21 protein-coding genes are annotated in these 22950 nt (G+C 70.7%); 10 read left to right on the top strand and 11 right to left on the bottom strand.

From position 1 onward, the window contains the following. The first annotated feature begins 524 nt into the window (after window positions 1-524). Window positions 525-983, top strand: coding sequence for a transposase (locus AB0K12_RS45360; protein WP_364575022.1), 459 nt, complete (start codon window positions 525-527; stop codon window positions 981-983). Window positions 984-1305: 322 nt separating this feature from the next. Then, window positions 1306-1590, top strand: a complete 285-nt coding sequence (locus tag AB0K12_RS45355) for a DUF4190 domain-containing protein (RefSeq protein ID WP_364575020.1) — start codon at window positions 1306-1308, stop codon at window positions 1588-1590. 1198 nt (window positions 1591-2788) lie between these two features. On the opposite strand, the gene deoC is transcribed toward AB0K12_RS45355, so the two are convergent. Both deoC and AB0K12_RS45345 read right to left on the bottom strand, forming a co-directional pair. Continuing rightward, window positions 2789-3490 carry a deoxyribose-phosphate aldolase gene (gene deoC / locus AB0K12_RS45350; protein WP_364575018.1) on the bottom strand — a complete coding sequence of 234 codons (702 nt, stop codon included), beginning with the start codon at window positions 3488-3490 and terminating at the stop codon, window positions 2789-2791. Window positions 3491-3538: 48 nt separating this feature from the next. Continuing rightward, window positions 3539-4294: a GntR family transcriptional regulator gene (locus AB0K12_RS45345; RefSeq protein WP_364575016.1), complete on the bottom strand. Its 756-nt coding sequence runs from the start codon at window positions 4292-4294 to the stop codon at window positions 3539-3541. A gap of 70 nt (window positions 4295-4364) precedes the next feature. On the opposite strand from AB0K12_RS45345, the gene AB0K12_RS45340 reads away from it, so the two are divergent. Further along, the gene (locus AB0K12_RS45340; RefSeq protein ID WP_364575014.1) at window positions 4365-4925 is read left to right on the top strand and encodes an NUDIX hydrolase; all 561 of its coding nucleotides are present in this window, start codon (window positions 4365-4367) and stop codon (window positions 4923-4925) included. Window positions 4926-5011: 86 nt separating this feature from the next. Next, the gene (locus tag AB0K12_RS45335) at window positions 5012-5590 is read left to right on the top strand and encodes a MarR family transcriptional regulator (RefSeq protein ID WP_364575012.1); all 579 of its coding nucleotides are present in this window, start codon (window positions 5012-5014) and stop codon (window positions 5588-5590) included. Here the strand turns inward: AB0K12_RS45335 and AB0K12_RS45330 are convergent, their stop codons facing one another. The 8 genes from AB0K12_RS45330 to AB0K12_RS45295 are packed head-to-tail and all read right to left on the bottom strand — an operon-like array spanning window position 5591 to window position 13217. After that, a complete protein-coding gene (locus tag AB0K12_RS45330; RefSeq protein ID WP_364575010.1) occupies window positions 5591-6301 on the bottom strand; it encodes a gamma-glutamyl-gamma-aminobutyrate hydrolase family protein in 711 nt (236 codons plus the stop codon). It abuts the gene before it with no gap. Beyond that, window positions 6298-7779, bottom strand: a complete 1482-nt coding sequence (locus AB0K12_RS45325; protein WP_364575008.1) for an aldehyde dehydrogenase — start codon at window positions 7777-7779, stop codon at window positions 6298-6300. Before AB0K12_RS45325 ends, AB0K12_RS45330 begins: the two co-directional genes overlap by 4 nt. Window positions 7780-7821: 42 nt before the next feature. Then, window positions 7822-8670, bottom strand: coding sequence for a fumarylacetoacetate hydrolase family protein (locus AB0K12_RS45320; RefSeq protein WP_364575006.1), 849 nt, complete (start codon window positions 8668-8670; stop codon window positions 7822-7824). Next, window positions 8663-9574: a 3,4-dihydroxyphenylacetate 2,3-dioxygenase gene (locus tag AB0K12_RS45315; RefSeq protein ID WP_364575004.1), complete on the bottom strand. Its 912-nt coding sequence runs from the start codon at window positions 9572-9574 to the stop codon at window positions 8663-8665. The genes AB0K12_RS45320 and AB0K12_RS45315 overlap by 8 nt, the downstream gene beginning before the upstream one ends. Then, complete coding sequence (locus AB0K12_RS45310; RefSeq protein ID WP_364575002.1) at window positions 9567-11039, bottom strand: aldehyde dehydrogenase; 1473 nt, start codon at window positions 11037-11039, stop codon at window positions 9567-9569. The genes AB0K12_RS45315 and AB0K12_RS45310 overlap by 8 nt, the downstream gene beginning before the upstream one ends. Then, entirely contained in the window at window positions 11036-11824 is a 789-nt protein-coding gene (locus tag AB0K12_RS45305; RefSeq protein WP_364575000.1) for an acetoacetate decarboxylase family protein, read from the bottom strand. The genes AB0K12_RS45310 and AB0K12_RS45305 overlap by 4 nt, the downstream gene beginning before the upstream one ends. Before the next feature lie 8 nt (window positions 11825-11832). Further along, complete coding sequence (locus AB0K12_RS45300; RefSeq protein ID WP_364574998.1) at window positions 11833-13032, bottom strand: FAD-dependent oxidoreductase; 1200 nt, start codon at window positions 13030-13032, stop codon at window positions 11833-11835. Beyond that, window positions 13029-13217, bottom strand: a complete 189-nt coding sequence (locus AB0K12_RS45295) for a ferredoxin (RefSeq protein WP_364574996.1) — start codon at window positions 13215-13217, stop codon at window positions 13029-13031. The genes AB0K12_RS45300 and AB0K12_RS45295 overlap by 4 nt, the downstream gene beginning before the upstream one ends. A 175-nt stretch (window positions 13218-13392) precedes the next feature. Between AB0K12_RS45295 and AB0K12_RS45290 the strand changes: the two genes are divergently transcribed. The 5 genes from AB0K12_RS45290 (at window position 13393) to AB0K12_RS45270 (ending at window position 20681) form a co-directional block, all read left to right on the top strand. Next, window positions 13393-14736 (top strand): glutamine synthetase family protein, encoded by a 1344-nt coding sequence (locus AB0K12_RS45290; protein ID WP_364574994.1) that lies wholly within the window; start codon window positions 13393-13395, stop codon window positions 14734-14736. 12 nt (window positions 14737-14748) lie between these two features. Next, the gene (locus AB0K12_RS45285) at window positions 14749-16011 is read left to right on the top strand and encodes a cytochrome P450 (protein ID WP_364574992.1); all 1263 of its coding nucleotides are present in this window, start codon (window positions 14749-14751) and stop codon (window positions 16009-16011) included. A gap of 206 nt (window positions 16012-16217) precedes the next feature. Then, window positions 16218-18059 (top strand): amidohydrolase, encoded by a 1842-nt coding sequence (locus AB0K12_RS45280; RefSeq protein ID WP_364574990.1) that lies wholly within the window; start codon window positions 16218-16220, stop codon window positions 18057-18059. 110 nt (window positions 18060-18169) lie between these two features. Next, window positions 18170-19708: an APC family permease gene (locus tag AB0K12_RS45275; RefSeq protein WP_364574988.1), complete on the top strand. Its 1539-nt coding sequence runs from the start codon at window positions 18170-18172 to the stop codon at window positions 19706-19708. 49 nt (window positions 19709-19757) lie between these two features. Next, a complete protein-coding gene (locus AB0K12_RS45270; RefSeq protein ID WP_364574986.1) occupies window positions 19758-20681 on the top strand; it encodes a TIGR03619 family F420-dependent LLM class oxidoreductase in 924 nt (307 codons plus the stop codon). 21 nt (window positions 20682-20702) lie between these two features. Here AB0K12_RS45270 and AB0K12_RS45265 read toward each other — a convergent pair whose 3' ends face one another. Then, entirely contained in the window at window positions 20703-21302 is a 600-nt protein-coding gene (locus tag AB0K12_RS45265; protein WP_364574984.1) for a TetR family transcriptional regulator C-terminal domain-containing protein, read from the bottom strand. A 95-nt stretch (window positions 21303-21397) separates the two neighbouring features. Here AB0K12_RS45265 and AB0K12_RS45260 point away from each other — a divergent pair, with 95 nt between their 5' ends. Continuing rightward, window positions 21398-22888 (top strand): carboxylesterase family protein, encoded by a 1491-nt coding sequence (locus AB0K12_RS45260; protein ID WP_364574982.1) that lies wholly within the window; start codon window positions 21398-21400, stop codon window positions 22886-22888. The last annotated feature ends 62 nt before the right edge of the window (window positions 22889-22950 follow it).

Raw genomic sequence — 22950 nt, 5'->3', positions numbered from 1 at the left:
TTCGTTCTTCTTGGTCGTTGAACCAACTACCGGAGACCTCTTCGTTCAACGATCACCGACACGCCTCACACGTGATCTTTCGAAACACGGCCTAGCCGGCGCCCACGGGGCGGGACATGCACAGGTGGGTCCTGCGGCGTAGCGCTCGCAGTGTTCTCCTGTGTGTTGCTGACGGGTGTAGGGGTCGCGGTTGGGGCTCCGCGGCGAGCGCGAACCGCCACGACCGCGACGATGACCGCGGCCGCTGCAATGAGCCCGCGCGGCAGCACACGGGGAGATCGGGACATGCCTTCTATTGCACCAGTCTGCCAGGCAATTCGCGGAAAATTGCCGAACGACCTCCAACCGACCCCATCAGGGCCGAAGCGTTCTCATGTGGTGAGAGTGCAGTTTGCGAGCGTATGCCGGTGATGTCGCAGTGTGATCGTAGGGATTTGCAGTGTTACCGGTTGGCGGGTCCGGCCGTGCTGTGATGGGTGGGTGGCTGAGCGCAAGCAGTACCCGAGCGACCTATCCGACGTGCAGTGGGCGTTGATCGAACCGGTACTCACCGCATAGAAGGCCGCGCACCCGTCCGTCGCGGCTACCAGGGCAACTACGAACTGCGTGAGATCGTCAACGCCATCCGCTACCAGGGACGGACCGGCGTGCAATGGGACTACCCCCCGCATGACCTGCCGCCCAAGAGCGCGACGTACTACTACTTCCGCAAGTGGCGCGACGACGGCACCGACAAGACGATCCACGACCTGCTGCGCTGGCACCTGCGCGAGAAGAAGAAACGATTAGCCGACCCGAGCCTGGTCGTGCTGGACACCCAGAGCGTCCACGTCGCGGCCTGCGTCCCCGCCTCCACCACCGGAAAAGACGCCGCCAAACGCGTACCGGGCAAGCAACGCGGCCTGGCGGTGGACGTACTGGGCCTGGTCATCGCCGTGGTCATGCTGGCCGCAACCATCAGAATTCCATCCAGATCAGGTTGAGTTGTACGGGTTCGGAAGCGCGGGTGGGGATGCGCCGTGCGGCGCAGAGCGTGCGCACGGCGTTCGAACTCGACCATCGCCTGGGCCCGGCACCTGCCGATCTGGTCGGTGGAGAAGTACGTGAACGCCATCATGACCAAGCCGGAGCTGCAGAACAGCGGGAACGTGCACCGGAGGGTAGCCGCGGTCCTCGCCTTCCGGAACCCGATTGATCAGCGGGCGGGAATGGAGGATCGTGTCGGTTGACGCCCTCTCAGGAGGATGATGACGCATGTATCCGCCTCCGCCTCCTCCACCCGCCGCCGCGCCACGATCGTCGGGCTTGGCCGCCGCCGCCCTGGTGTTCGGGATCCTCGGCCTGCTGGGCGGCTGGTGCCTCGCCGGCCTGCCGTCCATCATCGCGATCATTCTGGGCCACGTGGCCGCCAGGCAGACCAAGAACGGCGCCAGGTCCGGCCACGGCGTGGGAGTGGCGGGGCTCGTCCTCGGCTACGTGGCCGTGGTCCCGGCGATCGTCGTCTTCATCGCCTTGTTCGCCATCTATCCCGACCAATTCGCCGAATTGATCAACACGACGCTCGGGTGGCTCCTCTCGACGATCAACTAGGCGGGCCTCAGCGCTCCCCCGTCCTGTACGGCGTTGCCGAGCCGGCAGGCGGTGGCCGGCCTCGCCGGCTTTCACCGTGAAGACCAGGGCGGCGGCCGTGACTCCCCATGGCCGGCCAGGTGAGCGACCGCTGTGCCGCCTCTGCCCTGCCCGAACTCGAACGGCTGGCGCTTCCGCAATCCCGAGAACCAACGGCTACGCAACCGCTGCGCCCCATCCGACGTGCCCGCGGACACCTCAACCCCGCTTACATTCGCGTAACCAGCGGCCGATCTGCCAATTGCAACACGAAATCAATGTGTCACGAAAATGACACAGGAGCGTGTTACAAAGCCTCAGAAGGAGAATCGCCACTTCGAGACGCGCAATCCTTCTTCGGTTTTACAACCTGAACACAGCCCGAACTTCGACCAGCGCGTCTTGCCTTACAGTACTAGTGACATCGATGATCTTACCATCCAAATTGATTGTCACGCCGTCGATGCAACCGCCGCACACTGACTGATCCGCTTTGTTCACCTGAGCCTAGCCCCGGCTCAGAAATTCGGTGTATATCTCGCCCCTGGCCACCCGTTGCGATGCTGTGAAGCGGGTTACCATGGCGACTACAACAACAGCGAAGAGTCTGATAGGGCGGACCACTAGTTAGTTTCCCTCTGCACCGATCTAGACCAATACGGATAGGTGTACGCCCTCCGATGCATCAAGCTCTACAGCTTGGCGCGCTTCGGGACGTTGCCTATTTTCTGATCGCAGTCTCTCCTCGCCTTGTCACGCAGCTTGCCCTTCTTCCAGAGGTCTTGCGCAACAGGAAATAGCTGATCGTGCCGTCGAGTGAAGTCGAACGACCACTCGGCATCCTCACGTGGGTAGCCGTCTGTCGCCTCCAGTCGCATCTCATGCAATTGCTTTTGGTGCGTGAACGCCCAGTCTTGCGCAACCGCGTTGTTATGCCGATCCGCTGGCTTGCTACGCCCCGCTCCGGGCGGCTCGATCGCTTGTCCGGGCTGTGTCCGAGACGCTCAAGGCATATGGCCTCGACGCGTTCCTGACCGACCTCATCGACACCGTGCATCCCCCAGCAGGCCGATGACTTCGCACCATCAGCCGGCCGAATGCGGGGAGCTTCACGCCTCCACGAACACGGTGAGGCAGTCCGCGACCCAGCGCCCAGCGTCGCCCCCGCGTGAATGCTCTATCAGCATGAATCGCCCGCGTGCCCCTGGCGCGTGAGCCGCGCGCTGAGGTCGTCCAGGATCGCCGCGGTGGCGGTGGCGCCGAAGCGGGTGGCGCCCGCCTCGTTGAACTTCAGCAGCACGTCCAGGGTGCGGATGCCGCCGGCGGCCTTGACCTTGACCCGGTCGGAGACATGGGCGCGCATGAGCCGGATGTCGGCCAGGGTCGCGCCGCCGGACGCGAACCCGGTGGAGGTCTTGACGTACGTGGCGCCGGCTTGCTCACTGAGCTGGCAGGCCCGGATCTTCTCGTCATCGGTGAGGTAGGCGTTCTCGAAGATGACCTTCACCACGATGCCGGGGACCGACTCCACGACGGCACGGATGTCGGCGAGCACGGCCTCGTCTTCGCCGGCGCGCAGGCGTCCGATGTTGAGCACCATGTCGAGCTCCCCGGCTCCGTCGTGGACGGCGGCGCGCGCCTCGGCCGCTTTGACGCGTGGGGAGGAGGAGCCGTGCGGGAAGCCGACCACCGTGCCGACCGCCACGCCGCTGCCCGTGAGCCGCTCGGCGGCCGACTGCACGTCACACGGTTTGACGCAGACGGACGCGACGTTGTAGCGGGCGGCCAGGTCGCATCCCGCTCGTACGTCGTCGCTGGTCAGCTCAGGCCGCAGCAGCGAGTGATCGATCATCTTGGCGACGTCGGCGACGGTGCGGATCACGGTTGTCTGGCTCCCTTGGTGGTCATCGGGGATGGGTGGGGGTGACGTTCAGGGGCGGAGGGGGTCGCTCGCCGGGGACTCGACGGTGAAGGCGACGTCGAGCCCGTAGCGGACGGCGACGTAGAGGGTGTCGGTGAGCTCCACCGGCTCGTCGTGCTGATCGAGGATGAGGCGGTGCTCGACGAGCAGCGGTGCGCCGGGGTCTACAGCGAGCAGGGCGGCCTCATCCTCGCTCGCGGCTCGGGCGCCGATGCGGGCGTGGCCGCGGGCCGGGGTGTGGCCGAGCTCGATCAGTGTGGCGTGCAGGGAGCCGTGCTCGAGGTCGGCCTCCAGCAGACCGCGCAGGCCGCCGGGGAACACCGCGCGTTCGAGGGCGATCGGTACCTCGTCCGCGAGCCGGACGCGTTCGACGGCGATGACCCGGGCTCGCTTGCCCAGCCGCAGCCGGTCGGTCTCCTGCGCGGTGGCGGGGCGCGTGCCGGCCGTGAGCAGCCGGGAGGAAGGCCGCTGCCCGCGCCTGCGGATCTCCTCGCTGAACCGCACCAGGCTCTCGGCGCGGCGGCTGCCCGGCGGCGGAGCCACGAAGGTGCCCCGGCCCGGGCTCCGGACCACCAGACCGTCGGCGACCAGGCGCTGCACGGCCACACGAGCGGTCATCCTGCTGACGGCGAACTCTTCGCTCAACTCCGTCTCCGAGGGCAGCGCGTCGCCTGGCTGCGCGGCGGCGATGCGCTCGCGCAGTGCCTGTTCGATGACGAAGTAGCGAGGGGCGAAATCCTCGGGCCGCTTGGCTGTCGCGTTCACATGGACAATCGTACACTAACTGTATATACAGCTATACTGCTACTCGTTGAGATGAAGGAAGGGTGAGACCATGGAGCCGGACGTCAAGCACGCCATCCGCCAGATCTCCACGAAGGTGGTCTACGAGTCGCCGTACATGCGGCTGCGCGAAGACCGGATCGCCCGCCTGGACGGGGGTGAAGGCGTCTACAGCTACGTGGACAAGCCCGATTTCGCGCTGGTCATCGCGGTCGAGAACGACGGTTTCCATCTGGTGGAGCAGTATCGGTATCCGGTGCGTGCCCGATCGTGGGAGTTCGTCCAAGGAGCGCTGCCCGGTCTGGCCACGGGCGATCCCGAAGCGGTGGCTCGGCAGGAGCTGCACGAGGAAACCGGCATCACGGCCGGGGCGATGCGGCATCTGGGACGGCTCAACTGCGCGACCGGCATGTCGTCACAGGGCTTCAATGTGTTCGTGGCCTCGCAGCTGACCCACGGGGAAGCGAGACCGGAGGCCGAAGAGCAGGATCTGCGGCGTCAGTGGTTCTCGCGGGCGGAGTTCGAACGCATGGTCCGCGACGGGGTGGTCACCGATGACTCCACGCTGGCCGCGTACGCCCTGTTCCTCCTGCATGCGCCCCTCGTCGTCTGAGCCGGCCGACGATCGAGCTCATGCGCGGCATCCGACCGTATAATTTGGAGTCGAACGATTTTCGTGTGCCGGTTTAGGGAGGCCGCGTGCCCGGGCAACGGTCCATCACCGAGGCGGAGAAGCTGGTCGAGGCGAAACTCGGCGGCACGCCGGTCAACCACCGGAGCATGGCGGTCGTGGCCAACATCTACCGCGCCGCGGCGGCGGTCCGCCAGCATCTGGAGAACGCGGTCCTGCGCAGCAGCGATCTGACCTGGACCGCGTTCGTGGTGCTGTGGGTGATCTGGATCTGGGGCGAGTCGGAGAGCCGCCACGTGGCGGAGGAGTCCGGGATCTCCAAAGGCACACTGACCGGCGTCATCCGTACGCTGGAGTCGCGTGGGCTGGTCAGGCGCTCGGAGCATCCGTCGGACGGCAGGCTGCTGCTGCTCAGCCTCACGGCGGAGGGTGAGGAGCTGATGCGGCGGGTCTTTCCGGAGTTCAACGCCGAGGAGACGTTCGTGACCTCGCGGCTCGACGAGGACGCCTGCCGCGCCCTGGCGAACGGGTTGCGCCAGGTCGTCCTGCAGGTGGAGGAGCATGGCGAGGAGCGGCGGCTGGCGCTGCTGGGCGGTGCCGAGCCGGCCCCGCGCCGCAGCGGCCGCCGCCGCCGTCAGAGCGGCTGATCAGCGGCGGCGGGCCGCGCCGACGAAGGCGGCGAAGAGGGCTCGTTGCGCGTCGTCCTCGCCGTCGGTGTCCTCCGGGTGCCACTGCACGGCGAGGAACCAGGAGGGTGCGCCGGGGGCTTCGACGGCCTCGATGGTCCCGTCGGCCGCCTCGGCCGTGACGGCCAGGTTCGTGCCGAGCCGGGCCACCCTCTGGTGGTGGTAGCAGGACGCGCGCACCTTCTGCGCGCCGGTCACCCGTTCGAGCGACGACCCCGGCAGTACGGCGACCGGGTGCACGACATGCCGGTGACCCGTATCGCCCATGTCCTGCTCCAGCGTGCCACCGAACACGGTGTTGACGACGTGCAGGCCGCGGCAGACGGCCAGCAGGGGCAGGCCGAGCGCCAGGGCCTGGCGGGCCGCCTCCAGGTCGAAGCCGTCCTGCTCGTCGTCCACATCGTAGACGCTGTCGTGTACGCGTCCCGCGCCGTAGCGGTGTGGGGCGAGATCGCCTCCGCCCGGCAGCAGGACGGCGTCGAAGCGGGACAGCCGGCCGGCCACCTCGACCGGGTCGGCGCGACCGCCGGGGGCGTGCGGGTGCAGCGTGACGGGTTCACCGCCCGCCCGCCAGACGGCTCCGACGAGGGCGCGCGCGTTGACCTCGGCGGCGTGGCGCAGCGCGGAGGCCGAGGCGGAGAAGCGGGCGGGGATGGCGATCAGGGGTCTCACAACCGGATCCACGTGGTCTTGAGGTCGGTGTACTTCTCCAGGGCGTGGACCGACTTGTCGCGGCCGTTGCCGGACTGCTTCATCCCGCCGAACGGCACGGTCAGGTCGCCTTCCTCGTAGCAGTTCACCCATACCGTGCCGGCGCGCAGGGCGCGGGCGACCTGGTGGGCGGTGGTCAGGTTCGCGGTCCACAGGCCGGCGGCCAGGCCGTACTCGGTGGCGTTGGCCAGCGCGACCGCCTCGTCCAGGTCGTCGAAGGTGAGCACGGACAGCACCGGGCCGAAGACCTCCTCGCGGGCCAGCCGCATGCCGGGGGTGACCCGGTCGAACACGGTCGGCTCCAGGTGGCGGGGGCTCGGCCCGCGCGATCCGCCGGTGCGCAACCGGGCGCCCTCCTCGACACCGGCGCCGACGTGGCCGAGCACCCGTGCGAGGTGGTCCTCGCCGGCCAGCGGTCCCAGCTCGGTCGCCGGGTCCAGGGGGTCGCCCGCCCGCAGGGCGCGGGCGCGGGCCACGACGGCGTCGGTCACGCGTTCGGCGATCGAGGTGTGGACGAGCAGGCGCGAGGGGGCGGTGCACATCTGGCCCTGGTTGAAGAAGATGCCCCACGCGGCCGTGGCGGCGCTCCGGTCGAGGTCGGGCGCGTCGGGCAGGATGATGTTGGGCGACTTGCCACCGAGTTCCAGCCAGACGCGTTTGAGGTTGGAGTCGGCGGAGTAGCGCAGGAAGTGGCGGCCGACGGCGGTGGAGCCGGTGAAGGCGAGCACGTCCACGTCCGGGTGCAGGCCCAGCGCGCGCCCGGCGGCGGGGCCGTTCCCGGTGACGACGTTGAACGCGCCGGGCGGCAGGCCGGCCTCGGTGGCCAGCCGCGCCAGCATGAGGGCCGACAGGGGCGTGCGTTCTGAGGGCTTGAGCACCACCGTGCAGCCGGTGGCCAGGGCGGGGGCGACCTTCCACGCGGCGATGGTGAGGGGGAAGTTCCACGGTACGACCGCGCCGACCACGCCGGAGGGCTCGCGGGTGACCAGCGCCAGGACGTCGGGGGCGGCGTGCGGGGAGGCGTCGGTGAGCTTGTCGGCGAGCTGGCCGTACCAGCGGAAGGTGGAGATGGCGGCGCGCAGTTCGATCGTGTAGGCGTCCTTGATGGGTTTGCCCATCTCCAGGCTGATGGTCAGCGCCAGGTCCTCGCGGTGGTCCTCCATCAGGTCGGCGAGGCGCAGCAGGACGCGGCCGCGTTCGGCGGGCGCCAGGCGGGGCCACGGGCCGTGGTCGAAGGCCCGGCGGGTGGCGGCCACGGCGTGCTCCACCTCCTCTCGCCCGGCGTCGGCGGCCTCGGCCAGGGCCCGGCCGTCCCGGGGCGAGACGACCGTGAACGTGGCGCCGCCTCCGGGCTCGTCCGTGCCCGCGATGTGGTGGGCGGAGGGGAGTCTCAGCCGCGCGGCGCGGCCGGTCCAGTCGTCGTGTCCGGCGTCGGGCATCGGAGTGTCCTCCAGGGGAGAAGGTCAAGGGGGCGGGACGGGTCAGGCGCGGCGGGGCGGGCGGATGCCGCGGAACTCCCAGTCGCCGCCGAGCGCGGTGGACAGCACCTCTTCCGATTCGGTCGGCTGGGCGCCGACGTCGGCGCGGATGGCCGCGGTGCCGGTGACGACGCGGTTGGCCAGCCGTCCCAGCCCTTCCACCTCGACCTCGACCAGATCCCCTGGCTGCACAGGCCGGGAGTGGGCGGGCGTGCCGGACAGCAGCACGTCACCGGGTGACAGGGTGATCGTGCGGGCGATGTCGGCGACCAGGTAGCGCATGTCCCACGTCATCTCGTCGGTGGAGCCGTCCTGGACGAGGCTGCCGTTGACGTAGGTGCGCAGGTACTTGCCGTGGAAGTCCCAGCCGGTGACCAGGCCGGGGCCGAGCGGGCACAGGGTGTCGGAGCCCTTGACCCGCAGCATGGAACCGGCGTCGGTGTCGCGGAAGTCGTGCAGCCCGAAGTCGTTGGCGACGGTGTAGCCGGCGATGTACTGCCCCGCCTCGGCCGGGGAGACGTTGCGGCAGGTACGGCCGATGACGATGGCCACCTCGCCCTCGTAGTTGAGCCACTTGCAGCCCTCGGGGCGGACGACGTCACCGCGGTGGGCGTTGAGCGAGGAGGTCGGCTTGTGGAAGTACGTCGGCGTGGCCGGCAGCTTGATCTGGAACTCCTCGACCCGGCTGCGGTGGTTGAGGTGCACCGCGATGATCTTCGAGGGGACGACCGGTGGCAGGTGCGCGGCGTCGTCGATCCTGACGCGGCGGCCGTCGCCGGCGATGAGTTCGTCCCCGTCGCGGACGGTTTCGACGACTGCGCCGCCCAGCAGGATGCGGCGGTACTCAGGCATGGGCGTTCTCCTCGCGGGGGGCGGTCCAGCCGGCGGCAGGACGGTCGAACCAGAGGTGGACCTGGCCGGTGCCGACGGAGTTCTCGTACTGGCCGTACTGGCGGGCGGGGGCGGTGCAGGCGCGCTCGCCGAGGGCGCCGGCCAGCATGAGGTAGTGGGAGAAGCGGGCTTCGGGCTTGTACTGCCAGAACTCGGGCATGGTGTCGAGGACTCGGTCGTGGCGGCCCTGCTTGAGCCAGGCGATGCGCTCGTAATCCGCCTCGCGGGCTTCGGGGGTGCGGATGTGGACGGGGTCGCTGGCCTCGTGGTCGCGCAGCTCGCGCAGCGGCCAGAAGGTGTGCGACAGCGCGCCGGAGGCGATGAGCAGCACCTGGCGGCCGGGGGTGGCGGCGATGCCGTCGGCCAGGGCGCGGCCCAGGCGCAGGTGATCCTCCATGTCGCCGGTCTGGCAGACGCCGATCGACACCCAGCGCTTGTCGGGCAGTCCCTCGCCGAGGAACTTCCACAGGTTGACGGTGGCGTAGTAGATCGGCAGGTACTCGTCGTCGATCGGGGTGATCCAGGTGCCGTGCTCGCCGGCGAAGGCGGCCACGTTGTGCGCGAGTTCGGGATCGCCGGGGAAGTCGTACGGCATGCGGCACATGCCGCGGGGCAGTTCCTCGGAGGTGAACAGTCCGGCGCGGCGCTGTTGCGCGGTGACCACGAACTCCACGGTCGTGGCCCAGTGCGAGTCGAGCACGACGACGGTGTCGTAGTCGAGGGTCTCGAAGACCTCCCTGCGCAGCTCGCGCAGGCCGGTGACGAGAGTGATCTCCTTGCCCTCGTTCAGCTCCAGCCGGTCCTGCTCGGGGAGCACGATGGTGGGGACGTGCGCGAGCAGGCCCGCCCCGGCGATCTCACCCATGGTCGTGCCATCCCTTCGCGGCGGTCACGGTGTTCTTGATGTCGCAGTAGAAGTCGAAGCTCCAGGTGCCGCCCTCGCGGCCGATGCCCGACTCGCGCGAGCCGCCGAAGGGTGCGCGCAGGTCGCGGACGAAGAAGCAGTTCACCCAGACGGTCCCGGCGACCAGCCGGGCGGAGACCCGGTCGGCGCGGTCGCGGTTGCCGGTGGCGAGCGTGGCGGCCAGGCCGAAGCGGGTGTCGTTGGCCAGCCGGATCGCCTCGTCCTCGGTGTCGAAGGTCTGCAGGGTCAGCACCGGGCCGAAGACCTCCTCCTGGACGATCTCGCTGTCCTGGGCGACGTCGGTGAGCAGGGTCGGCTGGTAATAGAGGCCGCCCGCGCGCTCGCCGCCGATGACGGCGCGCGCTCCGGCCGTCAGGGCCCGCCGGACGAAGCCGTCGATCTTGTCGAGCTGGCGGGCGTGGATGGTGGGGCCGACGTCGGTGGCCTCGTCGCGCGGGTCGCCCTGCACCAGAGCCGCGGCTTTCGCGGTGAAGCGGCGGGTGAACTCCTCGGCGATCGAGGACTCCACGAGCAGGCGGGTGGCGGCCAGGCAGACCTGGCCCGCGTTGTCGTACTGCTCGACGGCCAGGTCCACGGCCAGGTCGAGGTCGGCGTCGGCGAAGACGAGCAGCGGCGACTTGCCGCCCAGCTCGAAGCTCGCCGGTACGAGGTTGGCGGCGGCCGCCCGGGCGATGCGCCGGGCCGTGGGGACGGAGCCGGTGAAGCTGATGCGGCGCACCCCTGGATGGGACACCAGCGCGGCCCCGATCTCGGCGCCGTAGCCCTGGACGACGTTGAGCACCCCGGCGGGCAGCCCGGCCTCGGCCGCGATGTCGGCCAGCAGCGAGGCGGTCAGCGGTGACCACTCGGCCGGCTTGAGCACGACCGTGTTGCCGGCGGCGAGCGCGGGGGCGACCTTCCAGGTGGCCAGCATGAGCGGCGCGTTCCACGGCGTGATGAGCACACACGGCCCGGCCGGGTCCCAGGAGACGTGGTTGGTGTGGCCGCGGCCCGCGGCGGAGCCGCCGACATATGTCGTGAAGTCGTCGTGGCCGAGGCCCTCCAGCCAGTCGGCGAAGAAGCGGAAGTTGTGGGCGACCCGCGGCATCACGCCACTCCAGTGCGAACGCAGCAGCGCGCCGTTGTCGGTGGTCTCGACGATCGCCAGGTCCTCCCGGCGCTTGTCGACACCTTCGGCGATGGCGCGCAACAAGGTGGCGCGCTCTTGCCGTGAGGTGGCGGCCCAGGCGGGGAACGCCTCCTGCGCGGCGGCGACCGCGGCGTCCGCCTCCGCCTGTCCGCCACGGGCGATCTCCGCGATGACGCCGCCGTCGATGGGCGACTCGTCGGGAAAGGTCTCGGCTGAGGCGACGCGGGCGCCGCCGATCCAGTGCCGGGTGTCCACGGCGACGCCGGCGATGGTCATGGCTGCTCCTTCGTTTCCAGTACGGTGCCGCCGTCCCAGACGACGCCGACCTGGCGGTAGTAGGCGGCGATGGGTTCGCGGACCTCCAGCCGGGCCAGCTCTTCCGCGGGCGCCTCGAACAGCTCCAGGTCGGCTTCGCCTCTCCACGGCGTGCCTCCCTCGAAGGAGGCAGCGCCGGAGGCGATCAGTTCGTCGAGCACGAGCCCCGCGCCCTTCTCGACCGAGGGCAGGCGGCGGTGGTGGGCCATCGGGTGGTCGTTGACGAAGCCGTTGCTCTCCGCGGGCTCGCGCAGCGTCACGACCGTCCGGGCGAGATGGCGATCGGCGGCGGCCAGCGTCGCGCCGAAGCGGGCGCCGGCCTCGATGCGCGGCGCGGGCCCGTACGGGTGCGGGCGGGTCAGGTGGATGGAGCCGAGCTTCTTCGGGTAGCCCTGGTGGATGCCGCGGGCGATGGCGAAGTCCTTGTCCACCCAGATGTAGACGCAGCGGGAGTAGGTGCGCCCCCGGTAGGAGCAGCGCACGACCGCGAACGCCTCCTTGTACTGAGCGCGTACCGGGTCGAGCAGTTCCTCCCCCGAGGCGGCGCAGGACTGCCAGTCGGCCCAGATGAGCGCGACCGCGCCGGGATCTTCCTCCGCGGGTTCCAGCGGCGCGGGCAGCAACTCGCGCACCCGGGCCGGGTCGGTGCGGTACTCGACGGTGAGCAGATCGCCGGAGTAGTGCCACGGAGGTGCGGGGATCAGCGAGGACCGGCCGGTGGGCGTCTGCGGATACCAGAAGGACATAAGGTTCCTTACGCGGTGAGGGCGGGCTGCTTGAGCAGGGTGGAGCGGTGGCGGGCAGCCGCGGCGGCGGCGGAACCGCCGAGGGCCACGACGCCGACCAGGCGGCCGGAGCGGTGGTAGCCGACCACCAGATCCCCGCCTGGTTCGCCGTCGAGAACGCGGGTGTCGTCCCGGCCGAGTGCCGGGGCGCCGAAGGACTGCAGGCGGAAGTCGTGCTGGTCGCTCCAGAAGGTGGGCAGCGGCGCGAACGGCTCGGGATCGGGGGCGGCTCCCGCGAGGTGGGCCGCCAGGCTCTTGGCGGCGCGCTTGGCGGTGTCCGCGGACATCGACCAGTGCTCGATGCGGCGCGGCACCGCGTCGTAGCGGGCGTTGGGGAAACGAGCGACGTCGCCCACCGCCACGACGTGCGGCAGGCCGCCCGCGCGCAGCAGCTGGTCGGTGCGCACGCCGTCGGTGAGGTCCAGGCCGTTGCCGCGCAGCCACTCGGTGTTGGGGATCGAGCCCACGGCCTCCACCACCACGTCGGCGCCCAGGATCCGCCCGTCCGCGAGCCGCACGCCGGTCACCCGCTCCTCTCCGTCGAAGCTCGTCACGGCGGCGCCGAGGGCGAAGCGCACCCCGCGTCGCTCGTGGCGGCGCAGCAGCTCGCGGGCCAGCAGCTCGCCGAGGGGCCGGAGCATGGGCAGCGGTTCAGTGTCGGCCACGGTGACCTCGGCGGCGCCGAGCGCGACGGCGGTGGCGGCGACCTCGCAGCCGATGAATCCGGCACCGGCCACGACCACGCGCGCTCCCGGGCGGGCCAGCTCCGTTCGCAGCGCGCGGGCGTCCTCCATGGTGCGCACCGCGTGTCGTCCCCGGGCCGGCCCGGGGCAGCGCAGCCGCCGGGGGCGTACCCCGGTGGCGATGACCAGGCCGTCGAAGGGCAGCTCGGTCCCGTCGGCCAGGCCGACGACCCGCCCGGCCAGGTCGGAGGTGGTGACAGGCGTGCCGAGGACCCACGCGGCGTCGGCGAGGCTGGCGCGGGGCCGGAGCGCCAGCGACTCGAACGGCTCCTTGCCTGCCAGGACCGCCTTCGACAGGGGCGGCCGGTTGTAGGGCATGTGCGGCTCCTCGCCAACGACGGTGATGGGCCCGGACCAGCCCGCCGCGCGCAACCGCTCGGCCGCGCGCAGGCCGCTCATCGAGGCGCCGACGACGAGGACGCTCACGCCTCGACCCGGATGGCCTGGAGGGGGCAGACGTCCGCCGCGTCCTCGACCTCGGAGCGCAACGACTCGTCCGGGTCGGCGACGTACGCCAGGTGCCCGGAGTCGTCGAGCTGGAACACCTCGGGAGCGGCGAACACGCACTGCCCGTGGTCCTGGCATCTGGTCATGTCGACGACGACCTTCATGAGCCACACCTCCAAACTCGTTTGAGTCCAAACAAGATAAGGAGACGGCGGTGCCCGGGTCAAGAATCCGCAAGAGGAAGGGCCGAAGACCACTCTTGCCAGGCCCAGGGTCTCCACATATCGTTTGGCCTCAAACAAGAGTTCCGCCGATTCGCCCACCCTCGAGGAGACGCCGGTGAGCACGCATGACGACCCGGACATCCACCGGCATACGACCCGCCTGACCGAACTCGGCGTGGACGTCGTCCGCGTGGTCTACCCCGACCTCATCGGCGCCGACCGGGCCAGGGACGTCCTCGTGGACCACCTGGCCGGCGCATGCGAGCACGGGCTGGCCTTCTGCCGCGCCGTCTACCACACCAGCCCCCAAGGTGACGTGGTCCCCGTCGCCGGCGGCCTGGACGCCGGCCTTCCCGACATCTCGGTCCGCCCCGACCTCGCCACCATCAGGGCGCTGCCCTGGGAACCCGGCGTCGCCTGGTGCCTGGGCGAGGTCATCGACCCCGCGACCGGCGAGACGGTTCCCGAATCTCCGCGCGATCTGCTGCGCGGCGTGCTCGACCGGTGCGCCGAGCACGGGCTGCGCCCGGTCGCCGGCCCCGAACTGGAGTACTTCCTGTGCGAGCGGTCCCCCACCGGATGGCGGCGCTACGCCGAGGCGCCCGGCAACGTCTACACCGCCGGGCGGCGCGGCGACCCCGACGGCCACCTGCTGCGCACCCTGCGCCACCTGCGGGACCTGGGGCTGGACGTCAGCATGGGCAACCACGAGTTCAGCAGCGGCCAGTTCGAGATCAACCTCGCGCACGGCGAAGCCCTGGACGCCGCCGACCGCACCTTCCTGTTCAAGTCGGCCGTCAAGGAGCTGGCCCGCGCCGAAGGGCGGCTGGCCACGTTCATGGCCAAGCCGTTCAACGACGAGGGCGGCTCCGGCTTCCACCTGCACCTGTCCTGCGAGAGCGACGGGCGCAACCGCTTCGACGACCCATCGGCTCCGTACGGGCTGTCGGCCACCGCACGGCACGCCGTCGCCGGCGTCCTGGCCCACGCACCCGCCCTGACCGCACTGGCCAACCCGACCATCAACTCCTACAAGCGCTTCGGCCCCGACACCCTCGCCCCCTGGCTGATCGACTGGGGCCTGGACAACCGCAGCGCCATGCTCCGCATCCCGCCCGAGCGCGGCACGGGCGCCCGTTTCGAACTCCGGCTCGGCGACGCCGGCGCCAACCCGTACCTGCTGATCGCCGGAACCATCGCGGCCGCGCTGCTCGGCATCCACGCCGGCCAGGAACCACCGCCCCCGCTGGAGGGCTACGGCTACGACACCTCGCGCGCCGCCGTCCTGCCGATGACGCTCGCCGACGCGCTGGACGCCTTCGAGGCCGACGCCGAGCTGACCGACCTGCTCGGCAAGGGCTTCACCACCTCCTACCTCGCCTACAAACGCAACGAGATCGAACGCTTCCACCGGCACGTCACCGACTGGGAGTTCACCGAATACGCCCACCATCTGTAGGAGCTCCGCCGCATGATCCCCGAGCCCCTTCCCCTCGGCGAGATCGACCTCGCCGACCCCGGCAACTTCACCGACGGCGTCACCCCCTGGCGCATGTTCCACACCCTGCGCCACGAGGATCCCGTGCACTGGCAGCCCGAGCCCGCCCCGAACGCCGGCTTCTGGGCCGTCACCCGGCACCAGGACATCGCCCGCGTCGACCGCGACGCCGAGACCTTCACCTCCACCAAGTTCGTCAACCTGGAGGAGGTCGACGTCGACCAGATCAAGATTCGTGCGTCCCTCCTGGAGCTGGACGGCGTACGCCACCGCGCCTTGCGGGGTCTGCTGCAGCGCCAGTTCGGCGCCTCGGTGATCGGCGGCTATACCGATTACCTGCGCGGCCTGACCGCCGCCACCCTGGACGCCGCCCTGGCCAAGGGCTCCTTCGACTTCGTCACCGAGGTCTCCGCCGACTTCCCCATCAACGTGCTGGCCCGCCTGCTCGACGTCCCCGACGGCGACACCAAGCAGCTCATCGAGTGGGGCAACCGGATCATCGGCAACACCGACCCCGACTACGCCGACGTCCTGCTCGGCAGTGCCGAGAGCGAGCGGTACCGGCACCTGCCCTTCCGGTCCCCCGCCTCCCTGGAGGTCTTCGCCTACGGCCGCGAGCTGGCCCGCCGGCGCCGCGGCGGCGCCGGCACCGACCTCGTCTCCAGACTGGTCAACGAGACCCCGCGCGACGGCGTGCCCCTGTCGGAACAGGACTTCGACAACTACTTCCTGTTGCTGGTCGTCGCCGGCAACGAGACCACCCGGCATGCCATCTCGCATGCCATGCTCGCGCTCATCCAGCACCCCGACCAGCTCGACCTGCTACGCCGCGACCCGTCCCGCATCCCGGGCGCGGTCGAGGAGTTCCTGCGCTGGGCCTCACCGGTCTACCACTTCCGCCGTACCGCCACCCGCGACGTCGAACTCGGCGGCAAGCAGATCAAGGAGGGTGACAAGGTCGTCATGTGGTACGCCTCCGGCAACCGCGACGAGCGGGTCTTCCCCGACCCGTACCGCTTCGACGTCACCCGCACCGGCAACGACCACCTCACCTTCGGCAAGAGCAGCCCGCACCTGTGCCTGGGCAACCTCCTCGCCCGCACCGAGATCCGCATCATGTTCGAGGAGCTCATCCCGCGCATCGCCGACATCCGGCTGGCCGGCGAGGTGCCGCGCGTGCGCTCCAACTTCGTCAACGGCATCAAGAGGCTGCCCGTCGAAGTGACCCTGGCCTGACCTGCGGCGGAAGGCGTGCCCTCCGGCGAACGGCCGGGGGGTGTGCCGGCCTGCGCCGTGCCGCCGTGGCGGCGGCGGATCTCCGCCGATCGTTTAGGCCCAAACATCTTGACAGGTCGTTTAGGCCCGAACATTCTTTGTGGCACGCGCCGTGGAAGTCGTCTCCGACTCCGGCCGCATCGAGCCCCTTCGAAGGGACCCCCCACATGCGTACAGATGTGAACCGTCGTAGCTTTCTCCGCACCACGGCCGCGATGTCGGCCGGCATGGCGGTGGCCGGGACGCTGCCCGCCGCTCCCGCCCTCGCCCAGGGGCGGGGGCCGGCGGACCTGATCGTCTACAACGGCCGCGTCCTGGTCATGGATCGCCGCATGCGCCAGGCCCGGGCCGTGGCCATCCGCGACGGCGTCGTGATCGGCGTCGGCAGCGACCGGGACATGGTGCGGCTGTCCGGCCGCCGTACCCGGTCGATCAACGCGAACGGCGGCACCGTCCTCCCCGGCATCAACGACTCGCACGTCCACCTGGGCGGGCTCGGCTTCGACCATCCGCCCTTCACCGTCAACGTGGACACCGCCACCATGGAGGAGCTGGTCGGCCTGGTCGCCGCCGCCGTCGCCGAGGCCGGCGCACCCGACTCCTGGATCCGCGGCGGAGGCTGGAACGAGAACCGGCTGCGCCGCGCACCGCGCAGGACGGACCTCGACCCCGTCTCAGGAGCCCATCCGGTCATCCTGCGCGACTTCTCCGGCCACATGGTCGCGGTCAACTCCAAGGTGCTCCAGCTCGCGGGCATCACCCGGGACACCGTGCCGCCGCCCGGCGGCGTCATCGAGAAGGACGCCGCCGGCGAGCCCACCGGCGTGCTCCGCGAGAGCGCGCAGAGCCTGATCCAGTCCGTGGTCCCGCCGTTCACCCCGGAGGAGACGGAGAACGCGATCAAGCTCGGGATCGCGCTGCTGCACGCCCAGGGCGTCACCAGCATGACCGACCCCGGCATCGGCTACCCCCAGCTGGACCTCTACCGGCGCATGTCACTCGAAGGCACGCTCGCCATCCGGATGACCGCGCTGATCACCGGTGGCCGGTCCCCGCAGGAGGTGCGCGACACCCTGGCCGCGTACCGGCCGCTCAAGGGCGTCGATCGGCGCCTGCTGACGGTCGCCGGCTGCAAGCTCATCATCGACGGCGTGCCGACCGCCGCGCAGACCGCCTGGCTGCACACGCCGTACGTGGACGGACGCAACGGCGTTCCCGTCATCGCCGGCGCCACGATCGAGGAAGCGGTCGCGAACATCCACGAGATGATCGCGCTCGTCCACAACGCCGGCCTGCAGGTCGGCACACATGCCACCGGCGACGCGGGGATCGACGCCGTCGTCTCGGCCTATCTGGCCGCCATGCGCGGCAACCGCCGCTTCCGCGACCCGCGCCACTACGTCATCCACGGCGATCTGACGCCACGGGAGACGCTGCGCACGATGGCCCGCAACAACATCGGCGTCAACATGAACGCCACGATCAAATACCTCCTGGGCCGCACGCTCGACGCCAACCTCGGCCCCGAACGCACCGACTACCAGTGGCCCTACCGCAGCGCCCTCGACCTGGGGGTGAAGGTGACCAGCGCATCGGACGCACCGGTGACCGCCCCGAGCTGGCGCCAGGGCGTGCAGTCGGCGGTGCTCCGCGAGGGGCGGTTCGGCGGCGTCGCCGGTGAGGCGGAGCGCATCGGCACCGACGAGGCACTGATCACCTACACCAGGACCTCCGCCTGGCAGGACCGCGCCGAACGGTGGAAGGGCACGCTGGAGCCCGGCATGGCCGGCGACGTGTGCGTCGTGTCCGGCGACGTCCTGGACGGCGACCCGCACACCATCGTGGACATGCCGATCGCGGCCACCGTCCTCGGCGGCGCCGTGGTCTACGACGGGACCGGTTCCGACGCGACCGTGACCAAGGCCATGACGCCCGCGGACATCGAACGACGCAACGCCTACGGCGCCGCGTGCCTGACCGCCGGCCTGTGCTGCTGCCAGCGCCACTGACCGACGACCCGCCACACCCGGCGCACCGCCCGCAGGACGGTGCATCCCCTCCCCCATACCCGAGGATCCGCGCGAACCGTCGTGATCCGGCAGAGAGACAGAGACCTGCAATGAAGAACATGGAACACGGCGGCACGGCGCTCCCCCCGCCCGACGCGCATGGCGTGCACCTGGCGAGGAACCGGCTCGGGATCGCCGGGATCGTCTTCTTCGTCGTCGCCGCGGCCGCTCCCCTGGTCGGCATGACGGGCGCGGCCCCGATCGCGATCGTCCTGGGCAGCGGCGCGGGAGCTCCCGGCGCCTACCTCGTGGTCGGGCTGATCCTGCTGGTCTTCAGCGTCGGCTACTCGGCCATGAGCCACCGTGTCACGAACACCGGCGCCTTCTTCGCCTACGTCGGCCGCGGCCTGGGGATCGCCCCGGGCGTCGGATCCGCCTTCGTGTCGCTGCTCGCCTACCTCACGATCCAGCTCGCGGTCTTCGGGTTCTTCGGGGCGGTCATCGCCGGCCAGATGAAGGCCACGGCCGGCCTCGACCTGGCGTGGTGGCTGTGGGCGCTGATCGCCTGGGCCGTGGTGTCGGGCCTGTCCGCGCTGAGCGTGGACATCGGGGCCAAGGTCCTCGGCGTGCTCATGGTGCTCGAGGTGCTCTCGCTCATCACGGTGGCGGCGGCCGTGCTCCTCAACGGGGGCGGTCCGGACGGGCTGGCGCTCGGCTCGTCCTTCGCACCGGGGAACGTGCTCGCCGGTGGGTTCACCGGCACGGCCGGCATCGCGCTCACCTTCGCCTTCGCCTCGTACATCGGCTTCGAGGCGACCGCCATCTACGGCGAGGAGACCAAGGACCCCAAACGCGCCGTCCCGCTCGCGACCTACATCTCGGTCTCGCTCATCGCGCTGCTGTTCGCCTTCACCTCATGGGCGATGGTCAGCGGCCTCGGGTCCGGCGCGGTCGCCGACCGGGTCGCGGAGATCTCCTCGGTCGGCGGCACCCCGCTGGCCGACCCCGCCGCGGTCCTCTTCGCCGTCGCAGAACAGTACGTCGGCGGCTGGCTCGCGACGGTGATGAGCTGGCTGGTCCTGTCCAGCCTCTTCGCAGGACTGCTCGCGTTCCAGAACAGCGCGGCGCGCTACGTCTTCTCCATGGCGCGCGCCGGGGTGCTGCCCAGCGCCCTCAGCCAGGTGAACGGGCGCGGCGCTCCCGCGCTGGGCACGGCCGCCGTCTCCGCGGCCTCGCTGATCGTCATCGTGGTGTTCGTCCTCACCGGCCGGGACCCGGTGGTGCACCTGTTCACCTGGTTCAGCGCCCTGGCCGTGCTGGCCATCGTCCTGGTGGAGATCCTGGTCTCCGTCGCCGTGATCGTCTCCTTCCGCAGGGAAGGCGGCGGGAACGCGTGGAGCACGCTCCTCGCCCCCGCAGCCGCGATCGCCGGCCTCCTTCTCGCGATGTACCTGCTGGTGTCGCGCTTCGGCCTGCTGGCCGGCACCGCGGCCGAAGGCGTCGATCCCGCCGCCCAGTCGTGGGCCCTGTCCGGGCTCGGCTGGTTCCTCGTCGCCCTGCCCTTCGCCGTCTTCGGCGCCGGGACGGTCGTGGGGGCCAGACAACGTGACAAGGAGAACAGCCAGGCCGTGTCCGACCTGGTGACCTGACCGACGCACACCTGGAAACCCTGGAGTCCCGCCGATGGCCGTTCCCCGCATGCAACTCATCCTCTCCGAGAACTGGACCATGACCGGCGGAAAGGTCGACCTGCCCCTGCTCGTCCGCTGGGCCCGCGAGGCCGAGGACGCCGGATTCGACTCCGTCATGCTCAGCGAGCACATCGTGCTCGGCCCGGACGCCGCCGCCAACGGCGTCATGGGCAACCCCCGCGACTATGCGATGCCCGGCAACCAGGACCCGTACATGCCCTGGCCCAACTCCCTGCTCATCCTGGCCTCGATCGCCTCCGTCACCGAGCGGATCCGGCTGGCCGCGTCGGCGGTGATCGCCCCGCTCCGCCACCCGCTCCTCCTCGCCCGTGAACTGGGCACCCTGGACCTCCTGTCGGAAGGCCGGCTGACCGTGCTGCCCAACGTGAGCTGGAGCCGCGACGAGTACGCCGCCCTGGGTGTGCCGTTCTCCCAGCGTGGACGCCTGCTCGACGAGCACCTGGAGATCTGGGCTCGCCTGTGGGGGCCCTCGCCCGTGTCGTACGAGGGCGGCTTCTTCTCCTTCCACGACGTCTACTTCGAACCCAAGGCCTACCACCCCGACGGCCCCCGGCTGTGCTTCGGCGGGGCCGGCATGCACGAGGCGATGGTGCGCCGCATCGTGCGGCACGGCCACGCCTTCAACCCGCTCGGCCGTCCCACCCCCGCCGAGATGGCCCGCCTCGCCAACGCCATGGCGGCCGCCGGACGCGAGCTCGCCGACCTTGAGATGGTGGGCGGAATCCGCGCGAACTTCCCCGACGACGACTCCTGCGGCGACCTCTTCCGTGCCCTCGCATCCATCCCGGAGCAGATGTCCCAGGGCTTCACGACCTTCTGCATCAAGCCTTCCCAGTTCACCGACGACCCGTACGGAGTGACCTCCTTCTGCCGCAGGGTGATGCGCCACGTCGAGTGCCTCACCACCTGACCGGTCCGCCCGAGCCGATGGTCACGTACGTGTGAACAGCCGGTCCAGATGCACGTCGAGCGCGGCGAGTGCGTCCTGGGGCCCGATCACGTCGAGTTCGATCAGGGAGGTGAAGCCGGTGAGGGCGAGGAGCAGGTTGGTCTCGGTCGCCGGGTCGCGGCCGGGGTCGATGTGCCCGTCGGCGATCGCCTGGCGGACCACCTGCTCGACGAGGGCCCGCCCCTGGACGAGGCCGCGGCGTGCCTGCTCGTGCACGGCCTCGTCGTGCAGCGCCTCCAGGACGTAGGCGGCACTCATCCGGCTGGTCGCGCGGGCGTCGGCGTGCAGGGGGAGCATCTCCGCGAGCGCCAGTCGCAGCACCTCACGCGGGTGCGGACGGTCCCCGAGCTTCTCGAGCCCTTGGCGTACGCGCACCGAGGTCTGCTCGGACGCGAAGTCCATGGCGAAGGAGAGCATGGCGGTACGGGAGGCGAAGTAGTGCTGCAGCTGACCGAGTGACATGCCCGCCTCCTGCGCCACCACGCGCATCGTCAGCTGGGCGACGCCGCGCTGCTCCACCACCCGCCACAGCGCGCGGGCGATCGCTTCGCGGCGTTCGCGGTGATCCACCTGCTTCGGCATCGCCGGCCCCTCCCTCGCACCCCGGGACTGTTCCCATACAGTTGACATAATACACTTGACCCATAATCCTGAGCCCACCCAGGGAAGGAATCGTCATGTCCGAACAGCCCAAGGCACGGACCACGGAAGGCGTGGTGCAGGGGCGCCGGCGCAAGGGGCACGCGGTGTTCCGCGGCATCCCGTACGCCCGGCCCCCGGTCGGAGCGCTCCGCTTCGCCGCGCCCGCGCCGCCGGAGCGCTGGGAGGGGACGAGGCAGGCGGTCGAGTTCGGCCCCGTGGTGCCGCTGTCCCTGCCGATCGACGTGCCCCCGCAGGGCAGCGACTGGCTGACGCTCAACGTCGGCACGCCGGATCCCGGCGCGGCGGGACTGCCGGTGCTGGTGTGGATCCCCGTGGGCGGCTACCTCTCGGCGGCCTCGAGCGACCCGATGTACGACCCGGCGGCGCTGGCCGAGGCGGGAGTCGTCGTGGTGACCATCAACTGCCGCGTGGGCGCGGAGGGATTCGCCTTACTCGACGACGCGCCGCCCAACCGCGGATTCCTCGACCAGATCGCGGCGCTGGAGTGGGTGCAGCGCAACATCGCCGCCTTCGGAGGCGACCCCGGCCGGGTCACCGTGGGCGGGGTGTCCGCAGGGGCGGGCTCGGTCGCCGCCCTGCTGACGATGAAGTCCGCGCGCGGACTGTTCCGGCGGGCCATCGCCCACTCGGTGCCGGGGCTGCACAGCACCCCCGCGCTGGCACGCCAGGTCACCGCCGCGTTCGCGGACCGGCTCGGCGCGGCGGCCCCCACCGCCGAGGCCCTGCGCGACATCGACCCCTGGCACCTGGCCGCCGAGCTCACCTCCTTCAACGCCGGCCTCCACGCGCACCGGGAGAGCTGGGGACGCCTCACCGAGACCGGCACCGCCCTGTGCCCCGTCGTCGACGGCGAGGTCCTCCCGGAAACGCCCTGGCCCGCGCTGACCGGCGCCCGCGCGAGCGGGACCGAACTGCTCGTCGGCCACACCCGGGACGAATTCCGGTACTTCAGCGTCATGAGCGGACGGTACGGCACCTTCACCGAGGAGGACGCCCGCGCAGCCCTGCACCTGCTCGCCCCGCAGCCGGACGGCGCGCGGGCCTACCGTGCCGCGTTCCCGCAGGCAGGCCCGGACGAACTGGTGGAGACGGTGTACTCCGACGCCCTCTTCCGCATGCCGTCACAGAAGCTGGCCGAGGCGAACACCGCAGCCGGCGGCACCTCGTACCTGTTCGAACTGTGCTGGGCCGCCCCGGCCCTCGGCGGCATCCTGGGCGCCTGCCACAGCCTCGACGTGCCCCTGGCGTTCGGCACGCTGGACAGCCCCGTCGGCGCCCAGCTCATCGGCGAGGAGCCCCCGCCCGAGGCCCTCGCACTCTCCCGCGAACTCCAGGAGGCCTGGGTCCGCTTCGTGGCCACCGGCGACGCGGGCTGGCCCGCCCACCGGCCCGGCGAGCACCTCACCCGCGTCCTGGACACCGAGCCCAAGACCCTGCCCTACCCCGAAAAGGCATCCCGCCAGATCTGGGAAGGCCACTCCCCCACCCCCTTCGATCTCCCGTGATCGTCCGGGCCGGCTCCTACGACTGCGACGTGCCCAACCCGCGCTCGCACTGAACAGCGCAG

Source organism: Nonomuraea sp. NPDC049419, assembly GCF_040676995.1.
GTDB lineage: Bacteria > Actinomycetota > Actinomycetes > Streptosporangiales > Streptosporangiaceae > Nonomuraea > Nonomuraea salmonea.
Note: the sequence above shows the minus strand (reverse complement) of the source record. Positions and strands in the feature narration are given on the sequence as shown.